This is a genomic window from Cyanobium sp. PCC 7001 (assembly GCF_000155635.1).
Taxonomy (GTDB): Bacteria; Cyanobacteriota; Cyanobacteriia; order PCC-6307; family Cyanobiaceae; genus NIES-981.
This window is the reverse complement of record NZ_DS990556.1, coordinates 2,510,844-2,530,453: the sequence shown is the minus strand read 5'-3', so window position 1 is coordinate 2,530,453 and position 19,610 is coordinate 2,510,844. Positions and strand designations below refer to the sequence as shown.

The 19,610-nt window shown below is 69.4% G+C and carries 18 protein-coding genes and 1 tRNA gene; 10 read left to right on the top strand and 9 right to left on the bottom strand.

Going from position 1 to position 19,610, the window contains the following annotated elements; all coding sequences use genetic code 11:
* The first annotated feature begins 58 nt into the window (after nucleotides 1-58).
* Together infB and CPCC7001_RS12380 are read left to right on the top strand one after the other, a co-directional pair.
* Nucleotides 59-3,295 (top strand): translation initiation factor IF-2, encoded by a 3,237-nt coding sequence (gene infB, locus CPCC7001_RS12385; protein ID WP_006909050.1) that lies wholly within the window; start codon nucleotides 59-61, stop codon nucleotides 3,293-3,295.
* A 23-nt stretch (nucleotides 3,296-3,318) separates the two neighbouring features.
* Nucleotides 3,319-4,314, top strand: a complete 996-nt coding sequence (locus CPCC7001_RS12380; protein WP_006910386.1) for a low-complexity tail membrane protein — start codon at nucleotides 3,319-3,321, stop codon at nucleotides 4,312-4,314.
* On the opposite strand, the gene CPCC7001_RS14650 is transcribed toward CPCC7001_RS12380, so the two are convergent.
* Nucleotides 4,219-4,485 carry a DUF3493 domain-containing protein gene (locus tag CPCC7001_RS14650; RefSeq protein WP_071778319.1) on the bottom strand — a complete coding sequence of 89 codons (267 nt, stop codon included), beginning with the start codon at nucleotides 4,483-4,485 and terminating at the stop codon, nucleotides 4,219-4,221. The genes CPCC7001_RS12380 and CPCC7001_RS14650 overlap by 96 nt on opposite strands.
* Before the next feature lie 52 nt (nucleotides 4,486-4,537).
* Between CPCC7001_RS14650 and CPCC7001_RS12375 the strand changes: the two genes are divergently transcribed.
* A tRNA-Thr gene (locus CPCC7001_RS12375) sits at nucleotides 4,538-4,609 on the top strand.
* Between the two features lie 113 nt (nucleotides 4,610-4,722).
* Here CPCC7001_RS12375 and CPCC7001_RS12370 read toward each other — a convergent pair.
* From CPCC7001_RS12370 to psbA, 3 genes are all read right to left on the bottom strand, one after another.
* Nucleotides 4,723-5,274 carry a cupin domain-containing protein gene (locus CPCC7001_RS12370; RefSeq protein ID WP_043369099.1) on the bottom strand — a complete coding sequence of 184 codons (552 nt, stop codon included), beginning with the start codon at nucleotides 5,272-5,274 and terminating at the stop codon, nucleotides 4,723-4,725.
* A 150-nt stretch (nucleotides 5,275-5,424) separates the two neighbouring features.
* The gene (locus CPCC7001_RS15330; RefSeq protein ID WP_006909186.1) at nucleotides 5,425-6,237 is read right to left on the bottom strand and encodes a hypothetical protein; all 813 of its coding nucleotides are present in this window, start codon (nucleotides 6,235-6,237) and stop codon (nucleotides 5,425-5,427) included.
* A gap of 436 nt (nucleotides 6,238-6,673) precedes the next feature.
* Nucleotides 6,674-7,753: a photosystem II q(b) protein gene (gene psbA / locus CPCC7001_RS12365; RefSeq protein ID WP_006909897.1), complete on the bottom strand. Its 1,080-nt coding sequence runs from the start codon at nucleotides 7,751-7,753 to the stop codon at nucleotides 6,674-6,676.
* A 232-nt stretch (nucleotides 7,754-7,985) separates the two neighbouring features.
* On the opposite strand from psbA, the gene CPCC7001_RS12360 reads away from it, so the two are divergent.
* Both CPCC7001_RS12360 and CPCC7001_RS12355 read left to right on the top strand, forming a co-directional pair.
* On the top strand, nucleotides 7,986-8,342 hold the full coding sequence (locus tag CPCC7001_RS12360) for a hypothetical protein (RefSeq protein ID WP_050757140.1): 357 nt from the start codon (nucleotides 7,986-7,988) through the stop codon (nucleotides 8,340-8,342).
* A gap of 122 nt (nucleotides 8,343-8,464) precedes the next feature.
* Nucleotides 8,465-8,863 carry a hypothetical protein gene (locus tag CPCC7001_RS12355; RefSeq protein ID WP_006909501.1) on the top strand — a complete coding sequence of 133 codons (399 nt, stop codon included), beginning with the start codon at nucleotides 8,465-8,467 and terminating at the stop codon, nucleotides 8,861-8,863.
* Nucleotides 8,864-8,886: 23 nt separating this feature from the next.
* Here the strand turns inward: CPCC7001_RS12355 and CPCC7001_RS12350 are convergent, their stop codons facing one another.
* On the bottom strand, nucleotides 8,887-9,828 hold the full coding sequence (locus CPCC7001_RS12350) for an aspartoacylase (RefSeq protein ID WP_043369098.1): 942 nt from the start codon (nucleotides 9,826-9,828) through the stop codon (nucleotides 8,887-8,889).
* Between the two features lie 64 nt (nucleotides 9,829-9,892).
* Here CPCC7001_RS12350 and CPCC7001_RS12345 point away from each other — a divergent pair, with 64 nt between their 5' ends.
* From CPCC7001_RS12345 to CPCC7001_RS12335, 3 genes are read left to right on the top strand one after another with little or no spacing between them, the layout of a single operon-like run.
* Nucleotides 9,893-10,879: a glutathione S-transferase C-terminal domain-containing protein gene (locus CPCC7001_RS12345; RefSeq protein WP_006910811.1), complete on the top strand. Its 987-nt coding sequence runs from the start codon at nucleotides 9,893-9,895 to the stop codon at nucleotides 10,877-10,879.
* Nucleotides 10,876-11,526, top strand: coding sequence for a DUF2301 domain-containing membrane protein (locus tag CPCC7001_RS12340; protein WP_006909115.1), 651 nt, complete (start codon nucleotides 10,876-10,878; stop codon nucleotides 11,524-11,526). The genes CPCC7001_RS12345 and CPCC7001_RS12340 overlap by 4 nt, the downstream gene beginning before the upstream one ends.
* A 1-nt stretch (nucleotide 11,527) precedes the next feature.
* Nucleotides 11,528-13,465, top strand: a complete 1,938-nt coding sequence (locus CPCC7001_RS12335) for an ABC-F family ATP-binding cassette domain-containing protein (protein ID WP_006909597.1) — start codon at nucleotides 11,528-11,530, stop codon at nucleotides 13,463-13,465.
* Here CPCC7001_RS12335 and CPCC7001_RS12330 read toward each other — a convergent pair.
* The gene (locus CPCC7001_RS12330; protein WP_050757139.1) at nucleotides 13,397-13,930 is read right to left on the bottom strand and encodes a hypothetical protein; all 534 of its coding nucleotides are present in this window, start codon (nucleotides 13,928-13,930) and stop codon (nucleotides 13,397-13,399) included. The two genes, CPCC7001_RS12335 and CPCC7001_RS12330, sit on opposite strands and share 69 nt — an antisense overlap.
* A gap of 154 nt (nucleotides 13,931-14,084) precedes the next feature.
* Here CPCC7001_RS12330 and CPCC7001_RS12325 point away from each other — a divergent pair, with 154 nt between their 5' ends.
* Complete coding sequence (locus tag CPCC7001_RS12325) at nucleotides 14,085-14,303, top strand: Calvin cycle protein CP12 (RefSeq protein ID WP_043370094.1); 219 nt, start codon at nucleotides 14,085-14,087, stop codon at nucleotides 14,301-14,303.
* Nucleotides 14,304-14,351: 48 nt separating this feature from the next.
* On the opposite strand, the gene obgE is transcribed toward CPCC7001_RS12325, so the two are convergent.
* Nucleotides 14,352-15,392 carry a GTPase ObgE gene (gene obgE / locus CPCC7001_RS12320; protein ID WP_006911363.1) on the bottom strand — a complete coding sequence of 347 codons (1,041 nt, stop codon included), beginning with the start codon at nucleotides 15,390-15,392 and terminating at the stop codon, nucleotides 14,352-14,354.
* 49 nt (nucleotides 15,393-15,441) lie between these two features.
* Between obgE and CPCC7001_RS12315 the strand changes: the two genes are divergently transcribed.
* Nucleotides 15,442-16,662: an ABC transporter ATP-binding protein gene (locus CPCC7001_RS12315; protein WP_043369096.1), complete on the top strand. Its 1,221-nt coding sequence runs from the start codon at nucleotides 15,442-15,444 to the stop codon at nucleotides 16,660-16,662.
* A gap of 32 nt (nucleotides 16,663-16,694) precedes the next feature.
* Here CPCC7001_RS12315 and CPCC7001_RS12310 read toward each other — a convergent pair whose 3' ends face one another.
* Both CPCC7001_RS12310 and CPCC7001_RS12305 read right to left on the bottom strand, forming a co-directional pair.
* Entirely contained in the window at nucleotides 16,695-19,109 is a 2,415-nt protein-coding gene (locus CPCC7001_RS12310; protein ID WP_006911704.1) for an endonuclease MutS2, read from the bottom strand.
* Nucleotides 19,106-19,576 carry a VOC family protein gene (locus tag CPCC7001_RS12305; protein ID WP_050757240.1) on the bottom strand — a complete coding sequence of 157 codons (471 nt, stop codon included), beginning with the start codon at nucleotides 19,574-19,576 and terminating at the stop codon, nucleotides 19,106-19,108. The genes CPCC7001_RS12310 and CPCC7001_RS12305 overlap by 4 nt, the downstream gene beginning before the upstream one ends.
* Between the last annotated feature and the right edge of the window lie 34 nt (nucleotides 19,577-19,610).

Here is a 19,610-nt window from a genome sequence, read left to right as displayed (position 1 = left end):
CGGCCTGGTGCTTCTGTCCCCCCATGGCGGCCAGGAGCCCGGACCATTGGAGACCTGAATGACCAGCAGCGGCAAAGTCAGAATCTACGAGCTTTCCCGGGACCTGGGCCTGGAGAACAAGGACGTGCTGGATGCTGCCGAGAAACTGGGTGTGGCGGCCAAGAGCCACAGCAGTTCGATCAGTGACGACGAGGCTGCCAGGATCCGCCGGCTGATCGAGACCGGGGGCAACGGCGCGAGCCAGGCCGCCCCGGCGCCGCCGTCGCCCCCGGGCAAGGCCATCCTGTCTGTGAAGAAAGCTGCCGCTCCCGTACGGCCTGAGGCCCCGGCCCGGCCCGCCCCGCCGCAGGCAGCTCCGGCCCAGCCGTCCCGGCCCGCCGCCCCGAGCAAGCCCATGGCCCCAGCGCGACCGGCCGCCCCCGCTCCCGGCAGCGCCGGCAAGCCAGCGATGGGCAAGCCGGTGGCGAAACCTTCGCCCAAGCCGGTGGCCAAGCCCGCCGCTGCCGCCCCCACACCGCCACAGCCGGTGCGTCCGGCCCCGGTGCCCCCACCCGCCAGGCCCGGGGCGGCCCCCAGCCGTCCCGGCAGCCAGGCTCCGGTGAACCGCCCCGGCCCGGCCGCCAAGCCAGCGCCCCCGGCCCGCCCGCCGGTGGTGATCGCCTCCCGTCCCTCCAGACCCGGCACCCCAGCCCCCAGCCGCAAACCCGAGCCGCCCTCCCGCCCCGGAGGCGGCAGGCCCCAGCTCGTGGGGCGGCCGATCAGCCCCCAGGGCGGCAGCAACAGGCCCGCTCCCCCTGGAAGCCGCCCGGCCACCAGCCAGCGGCCGGCCCCTCCCCAGCGCAGCGGCGCCCCCTCCCCCAGCCGGCCGGGCCAGGGCGGTGGCCGGCCCGCAGCCACACCCCTGGAGCTGGTGGGCAAGCCCATCCGCCGCGACAGCAGCGGTGGCAACCGCCCGGCGGCGCCGGGCCGTCCGGGCATGCCCGCCGGCATGCGCAAGCCGATGGCTCCGGGCGAGCTGATGCAACTGCAGAAGCCCACGGGGCGCACGCCGGCCCCACCGCCGCGGCGTCCCGGCGACCGCTCCGAGGCCGGCAGCGGCCCGGGGGGCACGCCCGATCTGGTGCGGCCCACCGCCACGCCCCCGTCGGCACCGCGCCGCCCCGGCTTCCGGGCCCCGGTGCCTGCAGGCCGGCCGCGGCGTCCGGACTGGGACGACAGCGCCAAGCTGGAGGCCCTGCGCAGCCGCACGCCCCAGCGGCAGCGGCCGAAGGTCCACATCATCGGCGACAACGACGATGCCCTCACCGCCGAGACCGGTGGTTACGCCGGTGAGCAGGAAGCGGTGGTGCTGCAGGCCAGCCTGGCCCGACCCAGCAAGCCCAAGACCCGCACCGCGCCGGCCCCCCGGCCCACGGTGGCCGTGCGCAAGCGCAAGAAGGAAACCACCCGTCAGCGCCAGCGCCGTCGGGCCATGGAGCTGCGCGCCTCCCGCGAGGCCAAGCAGCAGCGGCCCGAGATGCTGATCGTGCCGGAGGGCAACCTCACGGTGCAGGAGCTGGCCGAAAAGCTCGGTGTCGAGAGCTCGGACATCATCAAGAGCCTCTTCTTCAAGGGCATCATCGCCACGGTCACCCAGAGCCTCGACCTCTCAACGATCGAGGCGGTGTCCGAGGAGTTCGGGGTGCCCGTGCTCGAGGACGACGTGGAGGAGGCCGCCGCCAAGACGGTGGAGATGATCGAGGAGAGCGACCTCGAGCACCTGATCCGCAGGCCCCCCGTGGTCACCGTGATGGGTCACGTGGACCATGGCAAGACCAGCCTGCTGGACGCCATCCGCAAGACCCGGGTGGCCGCCGGCGAGGCCGGGGGCATCACCCAGCACATCGGCGCCTACCAGGTGGAGATCGAGCACGGCGGCGAGCCCCGCAAGCTCACCTTCCTCGACACCCCCGGCCACGAGGCCTTCACGGCCATGCGGGCCCGGGGCACCAAGGTGACCGACGTGGCGGTGCTGGTGGTGGCCGCCGATGACGGCGTGCGGCCCCAGACCCTGGAAGCCATCAGCCACGCCCGCGCCGCCAAGGTGCCGATCGTGGTGGCGATCAACAAGATCGACAAGGAAGGGGCCTCCCCCGAGCGGGTGAAGCAGGAGCTCTCCGGCCTCGACCTGGTGGCCGAGGACTGGGGCGGCACCACCGTGATGGTGCCGGTGAGCGCCATCAAGGCCGAGAACGTGGACAAGCTGCTGGAGATGATCCTGCTGCAGTCCGAACTCGAAGACCTGCAGGCCAACCCCGACCGGATGGCCAAGGGCACGGTGATCGAGGCCCACCTCGACAAGGCCAAGGGCCCGGTGGCCACGCTGCTGGTGCAGAACGGCACCCTGCGTCCGGGCGACGTGCTCGCCGCCGGTCCCGTGCTGGGCAAGGTGCGGGCCATGGTGGACGACACCGGCAAGCGGGTGAAGCAGGCCGGCCCATCGCTGGCTGTGGAGGCCCTGGGCTTCAGCGAGGTGCCCACCGCGGGGGATGAGTTCGAGGTGTTCCCGGACGAGAAGACGGCGCGGGCCGTGGTGGGGGATCGGGCCACCGAAGCCCGTGCCACCCGCCTGGCCCAGCAGATGGCCTCCCGCAGGGTGTCGCTGGCATCGATGTCCGGCCAGGCCAGCGAAGGCGAGCTCAAGGAGCTCAACCTGATCCTCAAGGCGGACGTGCAGGGGTCGGTGGAGGCGATTCTCGGCTCCCTCGAGCAGCTGCCCCAGGGCGAGGTGCAGGTGCGGGTGCTGCTCTCGGCTCCGGGCGAGATCACCGAAACCGACGTGGACCTGGCCGCCGCCTCCGGCGCCGTGATCGTGGGCTTCAACACCTCGATGGCACCGGGCGCCAAGCGCGCCGCCGATGCCACCGGTGTGGACGTGCGCGACTACGACGTGATCTACAAGCTGCTGGAGGACATCCAGCTGGCGATGGAAGGCCTGCTGGAGCCGGAGCTGGTGGAGGAATCCCTCGGCGAGGCCGAAGTGCGCGCCGTCTTCACCATCGGCAAGAGCGCCGTGGCGGGCTGCTACGTCACCACGGGCAAACTGCAGCGGAACTGCAGGATCCGGGTGCGGCGGGCGAAGGAGATCGTCTTCGAGGGCGATCTGGATTCACTGCGCCGCAACAAGGATGACGTCAAGGAAGTGGCCACCGGCTTCGAATGCGGCATCGGTTGCGATCGTTTCACCGGCTGGCAGGAGGGTGATCGCGTCGAAGCGTTCAAACTGGTGACCCAACGGCGCACGCTCACCACCTGAGCGTCGCCCCGGACCCGGACGTCGTGACACCCCGCAGCGAGCCCCTGCTCTGGCTACAGCTCATCGCTCTCGGGGCCATTCCCCTTGAGCTGCTGCTGCTGCTCCTGCTGCTGGCCGGGGCCGACCCCGGGCCATTGCCGGGGCTGGAGCGCCTGCTGCTGTGGGGGCTCGGTGTGCTGGCGCCCGCCCTGCTGTTCTGGCAACGGCCACCGGACTGCTGCTCGCTGTTGCTGATCCAGGTGCCGATCCGGGGCCGCAGCCAGCTGCAGCGACGGCTTTCGCGCCTTCAGGAGAGCTGGGCTCCGAAGCTCCTGGCCGTGCTCGGGGCGGCGCTGCTGCTGCCCGTGCTGTGGTCAGTGGACAGCCATGCCGCCTTCGCCACACGGTTCTCCCCCCTCCACAGCAGCAACCGCTTCATCGCGCTGCTGCTCAGCCTGCCCCTGCTCACCGTGCTCCTCTGGCAGTGGCAGCAGCTGATGCAGGCCCTGTGGCTGCTCACCCGCCCGGCCAACCAGACGGAAGCCACCGAACCGATGAGCCCTGAGGAGCTCGGGGAGCGGCGCCTCTGCCTGGGCTTGCCGCTGCTGCTGCTGGATCCCCTGGTCATCGAAGCCGCTGCCCGGCCTCGGCCAGGCCCCCCGCAGGAGCAGCCTTCCCAGCAATCCGCAGCCGTCGAGAGTCCCCAGGGGGAACCGGTCACGCCGGAGGCCCCGACGGAGATGCCTACGGAAATGCCTACGGAGATGCCCTCGGCCGAGGACGCCGCGGTTGAGCCACCAGCGGTTGAAGAACCAGCGGTTGAGGAACCGGCGGGTTCAGACCCGTCAGGTTTCGAGGAACCAGGTACGGGAGAACCTGAGCAGCCTGCAGCCGCTCCCGTCCCCTCCACCGCCGGCTCCAGCGACGCCAACAGCACGCAGCCATCAGTCCCGCTCGACCAGGGGGGAGCGGTTCCGATCGAACCAGAGCAGGCTGCCGAAGAGGGCAACGGCCCCGAGCTGGATGAGCAGATCCCCTGACGCCACCGTGTCGCCGGAAGCTCCCCGCAGCGCCATCACCGCCAGCCCCGCCGCACCGGAACCCGCCAACGCCAACCAGAGGGCCCGGCGCAATCCTCGCCAGGGTGTGCGTGCCTCCTGAAGCAGGCGCGCCCGCAGGTCTGGATCGAGAGGGCGAGGCTGCTGTCCCATGGCCGGCGTGCGCGGGGGGGGGCTGTCGGCACAATGCTAATTTCGCTGGGGCGCCGGTGTAGCTCAGCGGTAGAGCAACTGATTCGTAATCAGTAGGTCGCAGGTTCAAATCCAGTCACCGGCTTTTTCCCAGGTTTTGCCTCACTGCAGCAGGCTCACTTGTTGTCCAGCAGCTGGATTGGCAGCAGCACAATCGCTCCTGCAGACAGGTCCTGGCGCTGACCAACCTTGTCCAGGTCAGAGCAACGCAGCCACCGCACCAGGTGGATGCTGCCAGGCCGGCAGTTCACGGAGCAGATCGAAGTCCTCAAAAGCAAAGCCTGGGGCCACCACACAGCTCACCAGCGTCCAGCGGCCGGGTGCCCGGGCAGCCTGCCACCAGCCTGCCGGCACCACATGCACTGACGCGATCGCGCCACTGCCGGCATCAGCAACGCCGTCATCGCCCCCGCCTTGAGCGCCAGCGTGGGCCAGTGCCGGAGGGGCAAGGCAATGGGCCTGGGCCTCCCCTCCCTCCGGTGGCAGGGTCCAGAGCTCCAGGGGGTCCCCGGCGACGAACTGCCAGAGCTCATCACTGCCGCGGACGCGGTGCCAGCGGCTCAGCCCACCTGCGGCCAGCAGGTAGACGATGTGGGTGAGCGCCGAGCGCAGCTCCCCGTCCTCGCGGCGCACCTGGGCGACGCTCCGGTGCAGCTCGCGGTACCAGCCTCCCTCCGGATGAGGCGCCAGCTGCAGCTGGTCCACGAGCTCCTCGGCGCTGGCGTGGTCGGGATCGGGCCAACAAGCCATCACCGCGGTCCCAGACGCCAGTTGTCTCCATCACGGAGTCGGACCCGTGCACGTGGATCTGGCCACCTGGCTGTTCTGGTCCAGCAGCGCGTCCGGATCCTGAGACGCTGACGGCGCCCAATCCAGGAGCTGCCACTGCTCGACATGGCCTCAGGCCACGGCTGCCGCAAACGAGGCGATGCCACTGTTGTCCACCGTGAGAATGCCAGCTGCATAGGGGAAACGACCACCATGAATCCCTCCCATAACTTCAAATCCATTCAAGGGCAGGGAAGCAACAGATGTCCTTATCTCGGTTGGGGCTACGGTGTAAACACCTGTAGGCAGAACAACAGTGTCGATACCTGTATTTCCGATCAGTATTGCCTCCCCGCCGCCGCCGTTCTCTGGGTCCGGATTTGGGAAAGACGATGCGAAACCAATGAACTGATCATCTCCTTCTCCAAGATCAATCGTGGGCAATTCTTCCTGAGCCCAGGCGGCATCAAGGCCACCACCCAACAAATTCACAGTGTCGTTGCCTGAGCCCATACCAATAAAGGTCCAGTCAAGCCTCAGGCCGCCTTGAACCCGAAGATGGTCGTTACCTGAACCCATGCCCAGGCCTGTAATATTGCCAGTCATTTCGCCCGCGATATCAATACGGTCATTCCCTGCTCCCATTGACATATCTGTATTGTCCAGTCTTAGGCGGTTCCCGGTGATCAAGTCATTGCCTTTTCCAGTCTCTAACTCTGGAGCCGTTTCCAAGCACAAGCACCCCTTGTTGAATCGAATGATGTCATGACCGCGCCCCAGTTTAACCCTATTTGCTTCCTCATAGATAACAATATTCTTCTGGCTCGTAATCACATCATGACCTGCCCCCATTCGGATTAGCCCTTTCACCAAAATGCTGGAGCGGCCTTTGATCTTGTCGTCTCCACCGCGCAGCTTGATCGACCCTCTACGGCGGATGTCCATCACCCGCCTTGATGGAGATGTCCGAACTATGTCATCCCCCCGGGTACCAAGAACTGCCCTTTTCAGGGGCTTCCGCAAAGTGAATACCGTGCCCATAGGGCTTCTCCCATTGCGTTGATATGAATACAGTTTACAGCCAGCAGATATAACGATTACGCATCTTAAAACTACTCTAATAACTACTGCATTCGGCTACTGCATTGACTGGCATCTACATCAGACACTTCAATTTTATCGATCCCGCCACTCAGACCTTCATGCCGGCAAGAAACTTAAAATAATGTCAATCCAGTCAACCGCTCTGGCTGAGCAGGTTCGGTGACATGGGGGTGGGGTGGGGCCCCTGGTTGCTCCGCGGCTGCCCAACAAAAAGCCCCCCTCGATTGAGAGGGGGGGGGGTTGCAGGATTCCGTCGTTGAACCAGAAGCGTTCAGCCTCAGCCGATCGCCGGAGCGGTCAGCGCCACGGGGGTGGCTTCGGCAGCCGCCAGGTCGAGCGGGAAGTTGTGAGCGTTGCGCTCGTGCATCACTTCCATGCCCAGGTTGGCGCGGTTCAGCACATCGGCCCAGGTGTTCACCACACGGCCCTGGCCGTCGAGGATCGACTGGTTGAAGTTGAAACCGTTCAGGTTGAAGGCCATCGTGCTCACGCCCAGGGCGGTGAACCAGATGCCGACCACCGGCCAGGCAGCCAGGAAGAAGTGCAGGCTGCGGCTGTTGTTGAAGCTGGCGTATTGAAAGATCAGGCGACCGAAGTAACCGTGGGCAGCCACGATGTTGTAGGTCTCTTCCTCCTGACCGAACTTGTAGCCGTAGTTCTGGCTCTCGCTCTCGGTGGTCTCACGCACCAGCGAGGAGGTCACCAGCGAGCCGTGCATGGCGGAGAACAGGCTGCCGCCGAACACACCGGCCACACCCAGCATGTGGAAGGGGTGCATCAGGATGTTGTGCTCAGCCTGGAACACCAGCATGAAGTTGAAGGTGCCGCTGATGCCGAGGGGCATGCCGTCGGAGAAGGAGCCCTGACCGAAGGGGTACACCAGGAACACGGCGCTGGCAGCAGCCACGGGGGCGCTGTAGGCGACGCAGATCCAGGGGCGCATGCCGAGGCGGTAGGAGAGTTCCCACTCGCGGCCCATGTAGCAGAAGACGCCGATCAGGAAGTGGAAGACAACCAGCTGGTACGGACCGCCGTTGTACAGCCACTCATCGAGAGAGGCGGCTTCCCAGATGGGATAGAAGTGCAGGCCGATGGCGTTGCTGGAGGGCACAACAGCACCGGAGATGATGTTGTTGCCGTAGATCAGCGAGCCGGCCACGGGCTCACGGATGCCGTCGATGTCGACGGGAGGAGCGGCGATGAACGCCACGATGAAGCAGATGGTGGCAGCCAGCAGGGTGGGGATCATCAGCACACCGAACCAGCCCACGTAGAGGCGGTTGTTGGTGGAGGTGACCCACTCGCAGAACTGCTGCCAGCTGGAGGCGCCGGAGCGCTGCTGGAGAGTGGTGGTCATGAGAACAGGAGAATGGTGCTCCGAAGAGCAGGTAAGTAGGGCGGCACTGCCAGCAGTCCCGCAGCCCGGAAGGACGGCGAGGGATGGCGTGGCGGCCGCGGACGGAATCCCGTCAGTCATGAATGTAACACAACATTGCGGGGTTTGTGAAGAGGGGTTGCGGGAGGGGTGCAGGGAGGGATTCCGCGACAGCCGCTCAGCTATGTGTGCGGCTACCTGCGTGCGGTCCGGCATGGCGTCGCCAGCCCCTCTGTCCTTCGGCCCGGCCCGTCCGCTGCTGATGCTGGCGCTGGCCCTCGGGGCGGCAACGGGCCTCGCGGCCTGCCAGCCCAAGGCCAGCACCGACCTCCAGCAGCTGCAGCAGCGGCTGGAACAGCAGAACGTGAAGATCCAGCAGCTGGAGCAGAAGCTCAACGCGGTGACTCCAAAGGGAGCGGCCGACAGCAGCGGCAAGCCCCCCGCCGGGCCGGTGAAGTCCCTCACCTACCGCACCAGCCCCGAGGGCAAGCGGCTGCGGATCTACTGGGGTGACGGCAAGACCAGCGATCTGGAGTGCACCCAGGAGCAGGCCACCCTGGTTTGTGGCTGAGCCTTAGGCCAGTGATCCGGCGCTGACCCCAGGCTGGTTCCACTGACACTGCGTCGACGGACTGCGCGATGGGACGTTCCGGAAGCTGGCTTCTGACTGCTGCCCTGCTGGCAGCGTCCGGAATGGTCTCCCCACCTGGCCTGCGCGCCCAGGAGCCTTCCCCTGGGAGTCTCACGGGGCAGACCCTGCAGAGGATCGAGGAGATCAAGAACGAGGCGATGGGCCTGCAGCGGGCCATCAACCTGGCCCGGGGCACGGCCGCCAAGCTCAACGGCGGACTGAGCGTGTACCGCCCGGCGGTGTGCATGTACCAGGGCATCAGCAACAACCCCTGCCTGGTGGGCCGCAGCGAAGCGGGCTACACCTTCCGCTTCCTGGGCGGAAGCCCGGGCTGGGAGCAGCTGCAACTCCCCGCCACCGTGGAGACCGAGCTGCTGATCAGTCGGGACGGACGCACCGTGGTGCAGATCATCTACAACGGCCTTCCGCGCCCTGCGGCCGAGGAGCTGCCCCCGGAGTGAACCAACTCGGTCTGCAGCAGCGTTCAGGCTGCCCCAGCCAGGGTGGAGGCGCAGGCCTCCAACGCTTCTGACCATTCCGGTGGCACGGGCCACACCTCCCGGCGGGTGAGGCTGAGGGCAATGCCTTTCTCCCCATAGGCCGCCTCATTGATGAACACGGCCACCTGGGGCTCCTGATCCGGGAGGGGTTCAAAGCGGATCACCTCGCCATCGGGACCGAGAAACACTGGCGCCCCCGGTGGCAGGGGCCGCCAGTCCCGCGACTGGAGCTGGGGGTGGATGCAGGCGAGCGGGCTCCCATCCGGCCGGCGGGGCAGATCGAGGCTGCGCAGATGGCGGTGCACCACCAGGGCCGCAGGCAGCCGCAGCTGCCCGGAGCGGGCCTGCCCCAGCACGGCGAGAGCCGCCTCCAGGCCGAGCTGGGTGTGCCGGCAGATGGACGCCTGCACCACGCCCTGGGGCACCGGCCCCACCTCGAGCACCACCCCGCAGGGCCAGCGTTCCACCAGGAAGCCCGTCTGGGAGGCATCGCCCTCATGGAGGTAGATCGGCAGGCCGAGCCGGGCCTGGATGCCGGCGGCCAGCGCCAGATCGGCGGGGCGACGGCCGTACACCACCAGGCAGTTCCCCATCGCGCTGGTGGTGCTGTGCAGATCGATCGCCACCGCACAGGGCTCACGGCCATCAGGGCCGTACTGCTCCAGCAGCTGACGGGCCCGTCGCACCTCCAGGGCCTGCACCGAGGAATCCTGCAGCAGGGCCTCGGAAAAACAGCGGTTCAGATCGCGCTCCACGTAGCGCTGGTTGCCGGACCAGGCCTGGGGATTGCCCAGCACGAACACCGGCTCCAGCCCGGCGCTGCGCAGACGGGCCGGATCCTGCCGCCAGTGCTCGAGCAGCCAGGGGGCATTGCGCTCGTTGCCATGGGTGCCGCCCACCACCAGAACCCGCCTCAGCCGCTCCATCACCCCTCCCCGATCGCCGCTGTGAAGTCTGCCGGGCAGAGTTCACTGCAGAGCGAGCAGGTCCATGGCTCCGGTGCCCCCCCTTCTGGTGCGTACGGCCCGCCACTGCTGGCATTGGCAGTGGCGGCAACTGATGGGGGGCCTGGCCCCCGCGGACAGCGAAGGCAACTACCGCAGGCCCGCCGGTGCCTTCACCGCCCTGCCCCCGCTGCCGGAGGATGCCGCGGCCCCGGATGGGCATGTGCTGATCGTGGGCCGCAGCTGCCCCTGGGCCCACCGGGCCTGGCTGGTGTGGAGCCTGCGCAGGCTCGCCGGCAGCATCACGCTGGAGGTGGTGGAGCCCGACCCCGAGGCCGGGCGCTGGCGCTTCACCCGGCCGTTCCTGGGCTGCACCACCCTTCAGGAGCTCTACCGCGCCTGCGGCGCTCCCAGCTCGCTGCGGGCCACGGTGCCGGTGCTGGTGTCGCGGCATCAGCCGCGGGTGGTGGTGGGCGAGAGCGCCCGGCTGATCGAACTCCTCAACCAGTGGCCCTCGCCGCAGCCCCTGGATCTCGACCCGGCCCCGCAGCAGGCGGCTACGACCCACTGGCGCGAAAAGCTCCAGCACAGCGTGAACGACGGGGTGTACCGCTGCGGCTTCGCCCGCACCCAGGCGGCCTACGACCGCGCCGAGGCCGCGCTGTTCGCCACGCTGGGGGAACTGGAGCAGCACCTGACGAACCGTCCGGATTCCTGGTTGAGCGGGCCGCAGCTGAGCCTGGCGGACGTGCAGCTGTTTCCCACGCTGATCCGGCTGGAGCTGGTCTATGCGCCCCTGTTCGGCGTCAGCCGCCTGCCGCTGTGGCAGCTGCCGGCGCTGTGGCGGTGGCGGTCCCGCTTCCATGGCCTGCCGGGGGTGGGGGACACCTGCGATCCGGCCGCCTGGCGCCAGGACTACTTCGGCGCCCTCTTCCCGCTTCATCCTTCGGGAATCGTCCCGGCGGGCCCCTCCCTGGCCACACTGGTGGGAGAACCTCCGGCGCGGAGGCCTGAGATCGGGGAGGCGCCATGACCACACCAGCAACGGATCCGGTGTTCGAAGGGATGTATGGCCCCTTCACCATCACGGAGCAGGATCGACGCGAGGTGCGGGGCTACCGGCTCAGCCTGCTGCTGGTGGCCATCGCCCAGCTGGCCCTGCTGGCCCAGTGGCGCTGGGGAGAACCGGGCTGGCTCTGGCCCTGGCTGCTGCCGATGGCCGTGGGGCTGGGGCTGGCCCTGCGCTGGATCCACATCTATCTGCTGCCCCTGCACCGCAGTCTCCAGATCTTCTGGCTGCTGGGCTGCCTGGGCTTTCTGGCCCTGGGCCTGACGGCCGGGCCCAGCGGCATGGGCGCGGCCGTGGTGGGCGACGGGCGCTGGATCTGGGTGGTGGGTCCGTTCTTCGCCGCGCTGGCGGGGATCGGCTTCAAGGAGTTCTTCTGCTTCCGCCGGCCCGAAGCGATCGGGGTGACCCTGCTGCTGCCCCTGGCCCTGCTGGGGCACCTCAGCGGCCTGCTCGCCCCCGATGCCACCGGCGCCCTGCTGGCCCTGGAGGCCGTGCTGCTGCTGGTGCTGTGCCTGCGCAAGTTCCCCATGCCGGCTGCCGCCGACGTGGGCGACAAGAGCGTGTTCGCCTTCCTCGAGAGCCAGCGCCGGGGTGCCGACACGGGGGCCTGAGGTGAGCCTGATCAGCCTGATCGACGTCCGCAAGGACTTCGGCATCCGCACCCTGTTCGAGGGCCTCAGCCTCCACATCGGCGAGCGGGAGCGGCTCGGCCTGATCGGCCCCAACGGCGCCGGCAAGAGCACCCTGCTGAAGCTGCTGGCCGGCGTGGAGCCTCCTGGGGAGGGGGAACGGCGGGTGCTCCCCCGGGCCCGGATCGTGCTGGTGGACCAGGACCCCGAGATCGACCACGAACGCACCGTGCTGGAGCAGGTGTTCGAGGGCAGTGGCGAGAAGATGGAGCTCCTGCGGCGCTACACCGCGGTGAGCGAAGCGCTGGCCCACAGCCATGGCGAGGCGGCCACGGCGCTCCTGGCGGAGCTCAGCCAGCTCAGCAGCCGCATGGATCAGAGCCAGGCCTGGGGGCTGGAGCAGCAGGTGCGGGAGGTGCTCGATCGCCTGGGAGTCACCGAGGTGGGGCGCAGGGTGGGCGAACTCTCCGGTGGCTACCGCAAGCGGCTCGCTCTCGCCTCGGCCCTGGTGGCCGAACCCGATGTGCTGCTGCTGGATGAACCCACCAACCATCTCGATGCCGACTGCATCCAGTGGCTGCAGGGCTACCTGGGCCGCTTCCCCGGCGCCCTGGTGCTGATCACCCACGACCGCTACGTGCTCGATCAGGTGGCCGAGCGGATCGTGGAGGTGGACCGCGGCCAAGCCCGCAGCTACGGCGGCAACTACGCCACCTACCTGGCCCGCAAGGCCGAGGACGAGGCGGCAGCCGCCGCCGGCGAGGCCAGGTTCCGCGGCGTGCTGCGGCGGGAGCTGGCCTGGCTGCGGCGCGGCCCCCAGGCCCGCAGCACCAAGCAGAAGGCCCGGATCCAGAGGATCGAGGCCATGCAGGAAGCGCCAAGGCGGCAGCAGCGCGGCCAGCTCAGCCTGGCCAGCAACCAGCGCCGCCTCGGCAAGCGGGCCATCGAGGCCGAAGACCTGAGCGTCTGGGCCAGCGACGCGGCGCACGAGGCCGGCGCGGAGCCGCTGCTGCGGCGCTTCAGCTACGACTTCAGCCCCGAAGACCGGGTGGGGATCATCGGGCCCAATGGCTCCGGGAAATCCACCCTGCTCGATCTGATCGCGGGCCGGCGCCCCGTGCAGGCCGGACGGCTGGACCTGGGCGCCACGGTGAAGCTGGCCTACTTCGACCAGCACAGCGATGTGCTCGCCGAGCAGCGCGATGCGGCAGGGCGCGAGCGCAAGGTGATCGACGTGGTGACCGAAGCGGCCAGCAGCGTGGAGGTGGAGGGCATGCGGATGAGCGCTTCGCAACTGCTGGAGCGCTTCCTGTTCCCCCCGGCCCAGCAGCCCCAGCCGGTGGGGCGCCTGTCAGGCGGAGAGCGGCGCCGGCTCCATCTCTGCCGCCTGCTGATCGAGGCGCCGAATGTGCTGCTGCTCGACGAGCCCACCAACGATCTGGACGTGCAGACCCTGACCGTGCTGGAGGACTTCCTCGAGGATTTCCGGGGCTGCGTGGTGGTGGTGTCCCACGACCGCTACTTCCTGGATCGCTGCGTGGATCGCCTGTTCGTGTTCCAGAACGGCGTGCTGGAGCGGTTCGAGGGCAACTACAGCGCCTACCTGGAGCGGCGCCAGCGGGAGCCTGCCGCCAGCGCTGCGGCCGACACCCCCACCTCGGCCGCACCCGCCGGCGCCGAGGCTCCCAGCGAGGCTGGCCGGAGCCGGCGCCGCAGCTTCAAGGAGACCCGGGAGCTCAGCGAGATCGACGCGAACCTGCCTGTGTGGGAAGCCCGTCGTGCCGAGCTGGAGCAGTGCCTGAGCCGGGGCGAACGGGACTACACCAGTCTCGAGAGCCTCAGCCAGGAACTCTCAGACCTGAGTGAGCGGATCGCCCGGGCCGAGGAACGCTGGCTGGAGCTCAGCGAGCTGGCGGGGTGAGGCCGCCGCACTGCGGCGCCGGCGGTGGGGATGCGGCATCTCGAGCGCGGGTGACGGTCGGGGCGGCAGGCCGCAGCAGGGACCCTGGGGATCGGGCAGCCGCCAGGGCTGGACCCGGGGCCGGGCCCCCTGGCTCTCGGCCATCGCCATGGCGGTGGGCTTGTAATCGGGATCGCTGCGACGGGCCTCCATGCGCTCCCCCATGCGCAGCAGGTAGAGGTCCCTGGCCCAGGTCACCTGGTTGTGCTCGAAGGCCTCGCAGGCGGCGCGGAGCGAGGGGAAGCGCTGGCTGACCAGGCCACTGGGAGCGCACTGTTTCCAATCCAACACATCGTCGAAACTGAGGCCACTGCGCCACTGGCGCTGCTCGGAGAGGTAGCAGTGATGCTCCGGGCCGTTGATCCAGAACAGACGGCCGTTCTCATCCATGAAGTGCCGGTCCCGCCGCTTGCTGATGCGTGTCATGGCAGTGGATCTCCGCGATGCGCCTGCCTTGCTGGTAGCTACGGACGCGGCAATCAGCAGCTCACCACAGAACCAACGGCCCGGAGGCAGTCGGGGTTGCAGCACCCGTATGGTGGGCGTCAATGCGCTTCGGACCGACCCGGCCGGCATCTGCATGAACAACATCGACGAGCACATCCAGAAGGACAAGTCCGAAATCGAAGCCGCGCGTGCTTCCGGCGATCTCGGCAAGGTGCGTCACCTCGAGGACGAGCTCAAGGGTCTCGAGGAGTACAAGGCCCACCACCCCGAAGACAGCCACGACCCCACGGCTCTCGAGGTGTACTGCGACCTCAACCCCGAGGCTCCCGAGTGCCGCGTCTACGACGACTGAGGCGAACACGGACCAGGCCGGACGCCTCAGCCAGCCCAGCCCAGCCCGTCAGCCCAGCCCGAGGGGTGCTCCCAGCGGCTGGGCCGGTTTGGCGGCTTCCAGCTCCTGCCACACCAGGTTCAACAGAGCGTCGAGGTTGCGCGAAGCGGCAGCCGAGATCGCCAGCACCGATCGCGATCCAGGGTCCACCGCAGCCTCCACCGCCTCGAGCGCCTGGGCGAGATCCTCAGGCTGCAGCAGCTCGATCTTGTTGAGCACCACCAGGCGTGGACGCTGCGCCAGGCCATGGCCGTAAGCGCTCAGCTCCCGTTCCACCACCGCCAGGTCCTCGAGCAGGGTGGGCGAGGCCGCATCCAGCAGATGGATCAGCAGCCGGGTGCGCTCGATGTGCCGGAGAAAATCATGGCCGAGGCCTGCTCCCTGGGCGGCGCCGGCGATCAGTCCCGGAATGTCGGCGAACACCGTGCCGTCACCACTGGGGCGTCGCACCACGCCGAGGTTGGGCACCAGGGTGGTGAAGGGATAGTCGGCGATCTTGGGCCGGGCGGCTGACAGCACCGAGATCAGGGTGCTCTTGCCCGCGTTGGGCAGGCCGATGATCCCCACCTCCGCCAGCAGCTTCAGCTCCAGCTGCAGCGTCCATTCCTCCCCTTCCTTGCCCTCGGTGAACTTCTCGGGGGCACGGTTGCGGTTGCTGAGGTAGTGGGCGTTGCCAAGGCCGCCGCGGCCGCCCGCGGCCACCAGCAGTTCATCCCCCGGGGCCGTGAGATCGCCGAGCAGGATGCCGGTGCGGGCGTCGCGCACCTCGGTGCCGCAGGGCACCCGGATCACCAGATGGTCGCCGCTGGCACCGGTGCAGCGGTTGGGACCGCCGCGGCGGCCGTCCACGGCCTGAAACAGCCGCCGGTACTTGAAATCCAGCAGGGTCTGCAGGTTGGCGTCGGCCAGCAGCAGCACATCACCACCGCGGCCGCCATCCCCTCCGGCCGGACCGCCTGCCGGGACGTACTTCTCACGGCGGAAGGCCACGATGCCGTCGCCGCCCCGGCCGCCCTTGACGGCGATACGGGCCTGATCAATGAATTGCATTGGCTCAAACCTAGGATTCCGGCCATCACCCGGCCATGTGGGAGCAGGTTTGGCGGAGGTTCGTTTCGAGGCGGTCAGCAAGACCTACCCGCCGCGGCGCGGGGGTGCTCCCGTGGAGGTGCTGCGGCGGCTCGATCTGCATGTGCACGACGGTGAATTCCTCGTGCTGGTGGGTCCGTCGGGATGCGGCAAGAGCACGCTGCTGCGGCTGCTGGCCGGACTGGAGCAGCCCACGGGCGGCAGCATCGCGGTGGGGGACCGGGAGGTCACCGGGCTGCGGCCGGCGCAGCGGGATGTGGCGATGGTGTTTCAGAGCTACGCCCTCTACCCCCACCTCACCGTGGCGGGGAACCTGAGTTTCGGGCTGCGGCGCAGCCGGGCCCGCACCCTGGCCGAGCAGGTCCAGGACGCCCTGCACCTGGCCAGTCGGCGCCTGCCCCCTCCCCTGCGGATCCACTCCGGGCGAGAGCAGAGGATCGCGGCGCGGGTGCAGGAGGTGGCCCGCAGCCTGGAGCTGGAGCCGCTGCTGGAGCGGCTGCCCAAGGAACTCTCCGGCGGTCAGAAGCAACGGGTGGCCCTGGGACGGGCCATCGCCCGCCAGCCGGCGGTGTTCCTGATGGATGAGCCCCTCAGCAACCTGGACGCCAAGCTGCGCACCGGCACCCGCGCCCAGATCGTGGCCCTGCAGCGGGAGCTGGGCACCACCACCCTGTACGTCACCCACGATCAGGTGGAGGCGATGACCATGGGGCACCGGATCGCGGTGCTCAACGACGGCCAGCTGCAGCAACTGGGCACGCCGATGCAGCTCTACCAGTGGCCGGCCAACCTGTTCGTGGCCCAGTTCATCGGCAGCCCACCGATGAACCTGCTGCCCGTGACCGTGCTCGGGGCCGGCCAGCTGCAGCTCGGTGGGCGGCGGCTGCCGGTGGAAGGCCCCCTGGCGGAACAGCTGGCCAGCCGGGCCGGCCAGAGCCTCACCGGCGGGCTGCGGCCCGAGCACCTGCGGCTGGCACCCGCCACCAACCGCAATCTGGGCGCCGAGGTGCAGAACGTGGAGGCCCTCGGCAACGAACAGCTCCTCACCTGCCGGCTGGCGGAGCACAGTCACCTGGTGCAGGTGCGGATCGGCGCGGACGAGAGGCTGAGCCCGGGGGACACGATCCACCTGGAGCCGGATCCAGGCGGCTGGCGCTTCTTCGACGCGGAGGGTCAGGCGCTGCCGCTGCCGGAGCCGATGGCTGCCGGTCCCGTGCTGCCGAGCCTCTAGCGCCGGACCCGGGCCTGCCGGAGCGATGGGGCTCAGGAGCGCAGATGGATCACGCTGCAGCCGGCACCGCCATCGCCCTGTGCGGCATCCGCCACCCGGTCCACGTAGGGCACGGTGGTGAGCCACTGACGCAGGCCCCGCTTGAGCTTGCCGGTGCCGATGCCATGGATCACCCACACCGGACCGGAGGCTCCGCGCAGGTGCTCCTCCACCACCGCCTCGGCCTCATGCACCCGCAGGCCGCGCACATCCACGGTGTTGCGCTCGGTGCGCACATCGGGGCCACGGCTGCCCAGTCCCCGCGGCCCCTTGATCCGCACCTCGGGAAGCGGCGGCGCCGGCTTCTCCCCCTGCAGCCCTTCGATGCCCTCCAGGGGCACGGTGAGGCGCATCACCCCACAGCGCACGGTGAGTTCGCGCCCCCCATCGGCCAGGGCCAGCACCTCGGCCGCCTTGCCGAGGGAGAGCACCCGCACCCGATCCCCCACCTCCGGCATCCAGCCCCCATGCTCGCGGCGCTCCGGGGCCGGACGGTGCTGGTGCTCCAGCTGCTTGAGGCGCTGGCCCGCCTGCCGGGCCGTTTCGCCCAGCTGGCCGCGGCCCGCCGCGGAGCGATCCCCCCCCTGGCGCAGCCGGCGGATGATGCGGCGCACCTCCTGCTGGCCCTCGCGGATGGAGCGTTCCAACTGCCTGCGCCGCTGTTCCTGCAGCTCGGCGCTCTGCTGCTTCTGCTGATGCCAGCGGGACAGCAGCTCCTCGTGCAGCAGCTCGGTGCGGGCGAGCAGGGCGGCAGCCTCCTCGGCGGCCTCCTGCTGGCGTTGCCGCTGACTCTCCAGCCCCACGATCACCTGGTTCACCTCCCCCTCACCCCCGGGTTCGAGCAGGGCCTGGGCCTGCTCCAGCACCGCCTCACTCAGGCCGAGGCGCTGGGCGATCGCCAGGGCGTTGCTGCGGCCGGGGATGCCCCACTGCAGGCGGTACGTGGGGGAGAGGGTGTCCACGTCGAAGGCCACCGAGGCATTCTCGAAGCGGGGATCGGCGTACTTGAGCGCCTTCAGTTCACCGAAGTGGGTGGTGGCGATGGTGAGGCGGGCGCGATCGGCCAGATGGCGCAGCAGGGCCGTGGCCAGGGCCGAGCCCTCCACCGGATCGGTGCCCGCTCCCACCTCATCGAGCAGCACGAGCGTGGCCCCCTGCCGGGGCTCGGCCAGGGCCGCCAGGATCCGGGCGATGCGGCGGATGTGACCGCTGAAGGTGGAGAGGTTCTGCTGCAGCGACTGCTCATCGCCGATGTCGGCCAGCACCGCCCCGCACCAGGGCAGGCGCGGCGTGCCGCTGCAGGGAAGAAACAGCCCCGCCCGGGCCATCAGGGCGGCCAGCCCGAGGCTCTTGAGGGTGACGGTCTTGCCGCCGGTGTTGGGGCCGGTGATGGCCACCACCCGCAGCTCCGCTCCCACGGTGATGCTCACCGGAACCACCGCGTGGCCCTGCTCCCGCCGTTGCTGCCACAGCAGCAGGGGGTGGCTCAGATCCACCAGGGAGAACGGAGCGTGAGGATCGGCTTCCAGGTCGGGGCGCACCGCCCCGAGCCAGGCGCCGTAGCGGGCCCGCGCCAGCGCCGCGTCCAACCGCAGCAGCACGGCGTGGAGCTGCTGCAGCGCTTCGGCTTCCGCTCCCACCAGGGCGCTCAATTCCGCCAGCACGGCCTGCTCCAGCTCCCGCTCCCGTCCCTCCAGATCGCGCAGGCGGTTGCCGAGGCTGATCACGGCCTGGGGTTCCACGAACACGGTGCTGCCCGAGGCGGAGCTGTCGTGCACGAGCCCGGGCAGCTGGGCGGCGGCTCCGGCCTTCACGGCCAGCACCGGCCGGCCGTTGCGCTCGGCGATCACCGTGTCCTGCAGCAGCGGCGCATGGCGGCGCAGCAGCTCCTGGAGCCGCTCGCGACGTTCGGCGCGAAGCCCCTTGAGCTGGCGCCGCACCGCTTCCAGCGGGGCGCTGGCCCGATCCGCCACCCGGCCGCCCTCCTCCAGGGCGAAATGGAGGCGCTGTTCCAGCTCGGGTAAGGTGCGCAGCTCGGCCACCAGGGCCGAGCACACCGGCCGCAGAGCCGGATCGTCGATCTGCCTGCGCAGGCGCCGGGCCGCGGCCAGGGTGGTGGCCAACGCCAGCAGGGCTTCTCCCGCCGCGGTGCCGCCCTTGGCACAGAGGGCCACCACGGCCGTGATGTCGGCCACGCCCTGAAAACTCAGCCCCCCCTCGAGCAGGCCATCGAGGGCCAGCATCTCGGTGGTTTCGGCCAGGAGCGCCCGGCTGTGCTCCAGGCTGAGCGGCAGTGCCAACGCCCGGCAGTGGCGGCGGCCGGCCTCGGTGCTGGCGAAACCGGAAAGCTGATCACAGAGCCTGGGCCACTCCAGCAGCTCCAGGGCCTCGTGCTCCACCTTGCTCACGGTGCGGGCGCAGCGGCGGACCGAGCCAGGGGGGGAGGCGGAATCGGCGACTGGCCCTCCACGTTGCTGGGGATGCCCGCCGGCGGCTCGTAGAGCATCTCGAGCCAGTTGCCTTCGGGATCCCGGAGGTAGAAGCTGGCTGTGCCGTCGCGGTGGTCATGCACGGGGCCGCAACGGTGCCCCGCCGCGGTGAGGGCGGCATGCACGGCGTCCACCTCGTCACGGTGCTGGAAGTGGAGAGCGACGTGGGGGCCCGCTGCGGTGTAGGAGGGACTGAGCAGCGCCAACCCCTCGCCGCTGCCCGGCCACTGGAGATAGGCCCAGTCCTCGGCCTGCCACGTGAGCCGCAGGCCGAGGGCGCCGTAGAAGGCGATCGCCCGGTCCATGTCCTCCACCCGCAGCGCCACATGGCCGAGCCGGTGGCGCGGGGCGGGCGCGGATGGCGGGGTGGCGGGGGAGGCGGCCATGGTGGAACAGTCGGCGCTGTGCATTCTCCCGGGA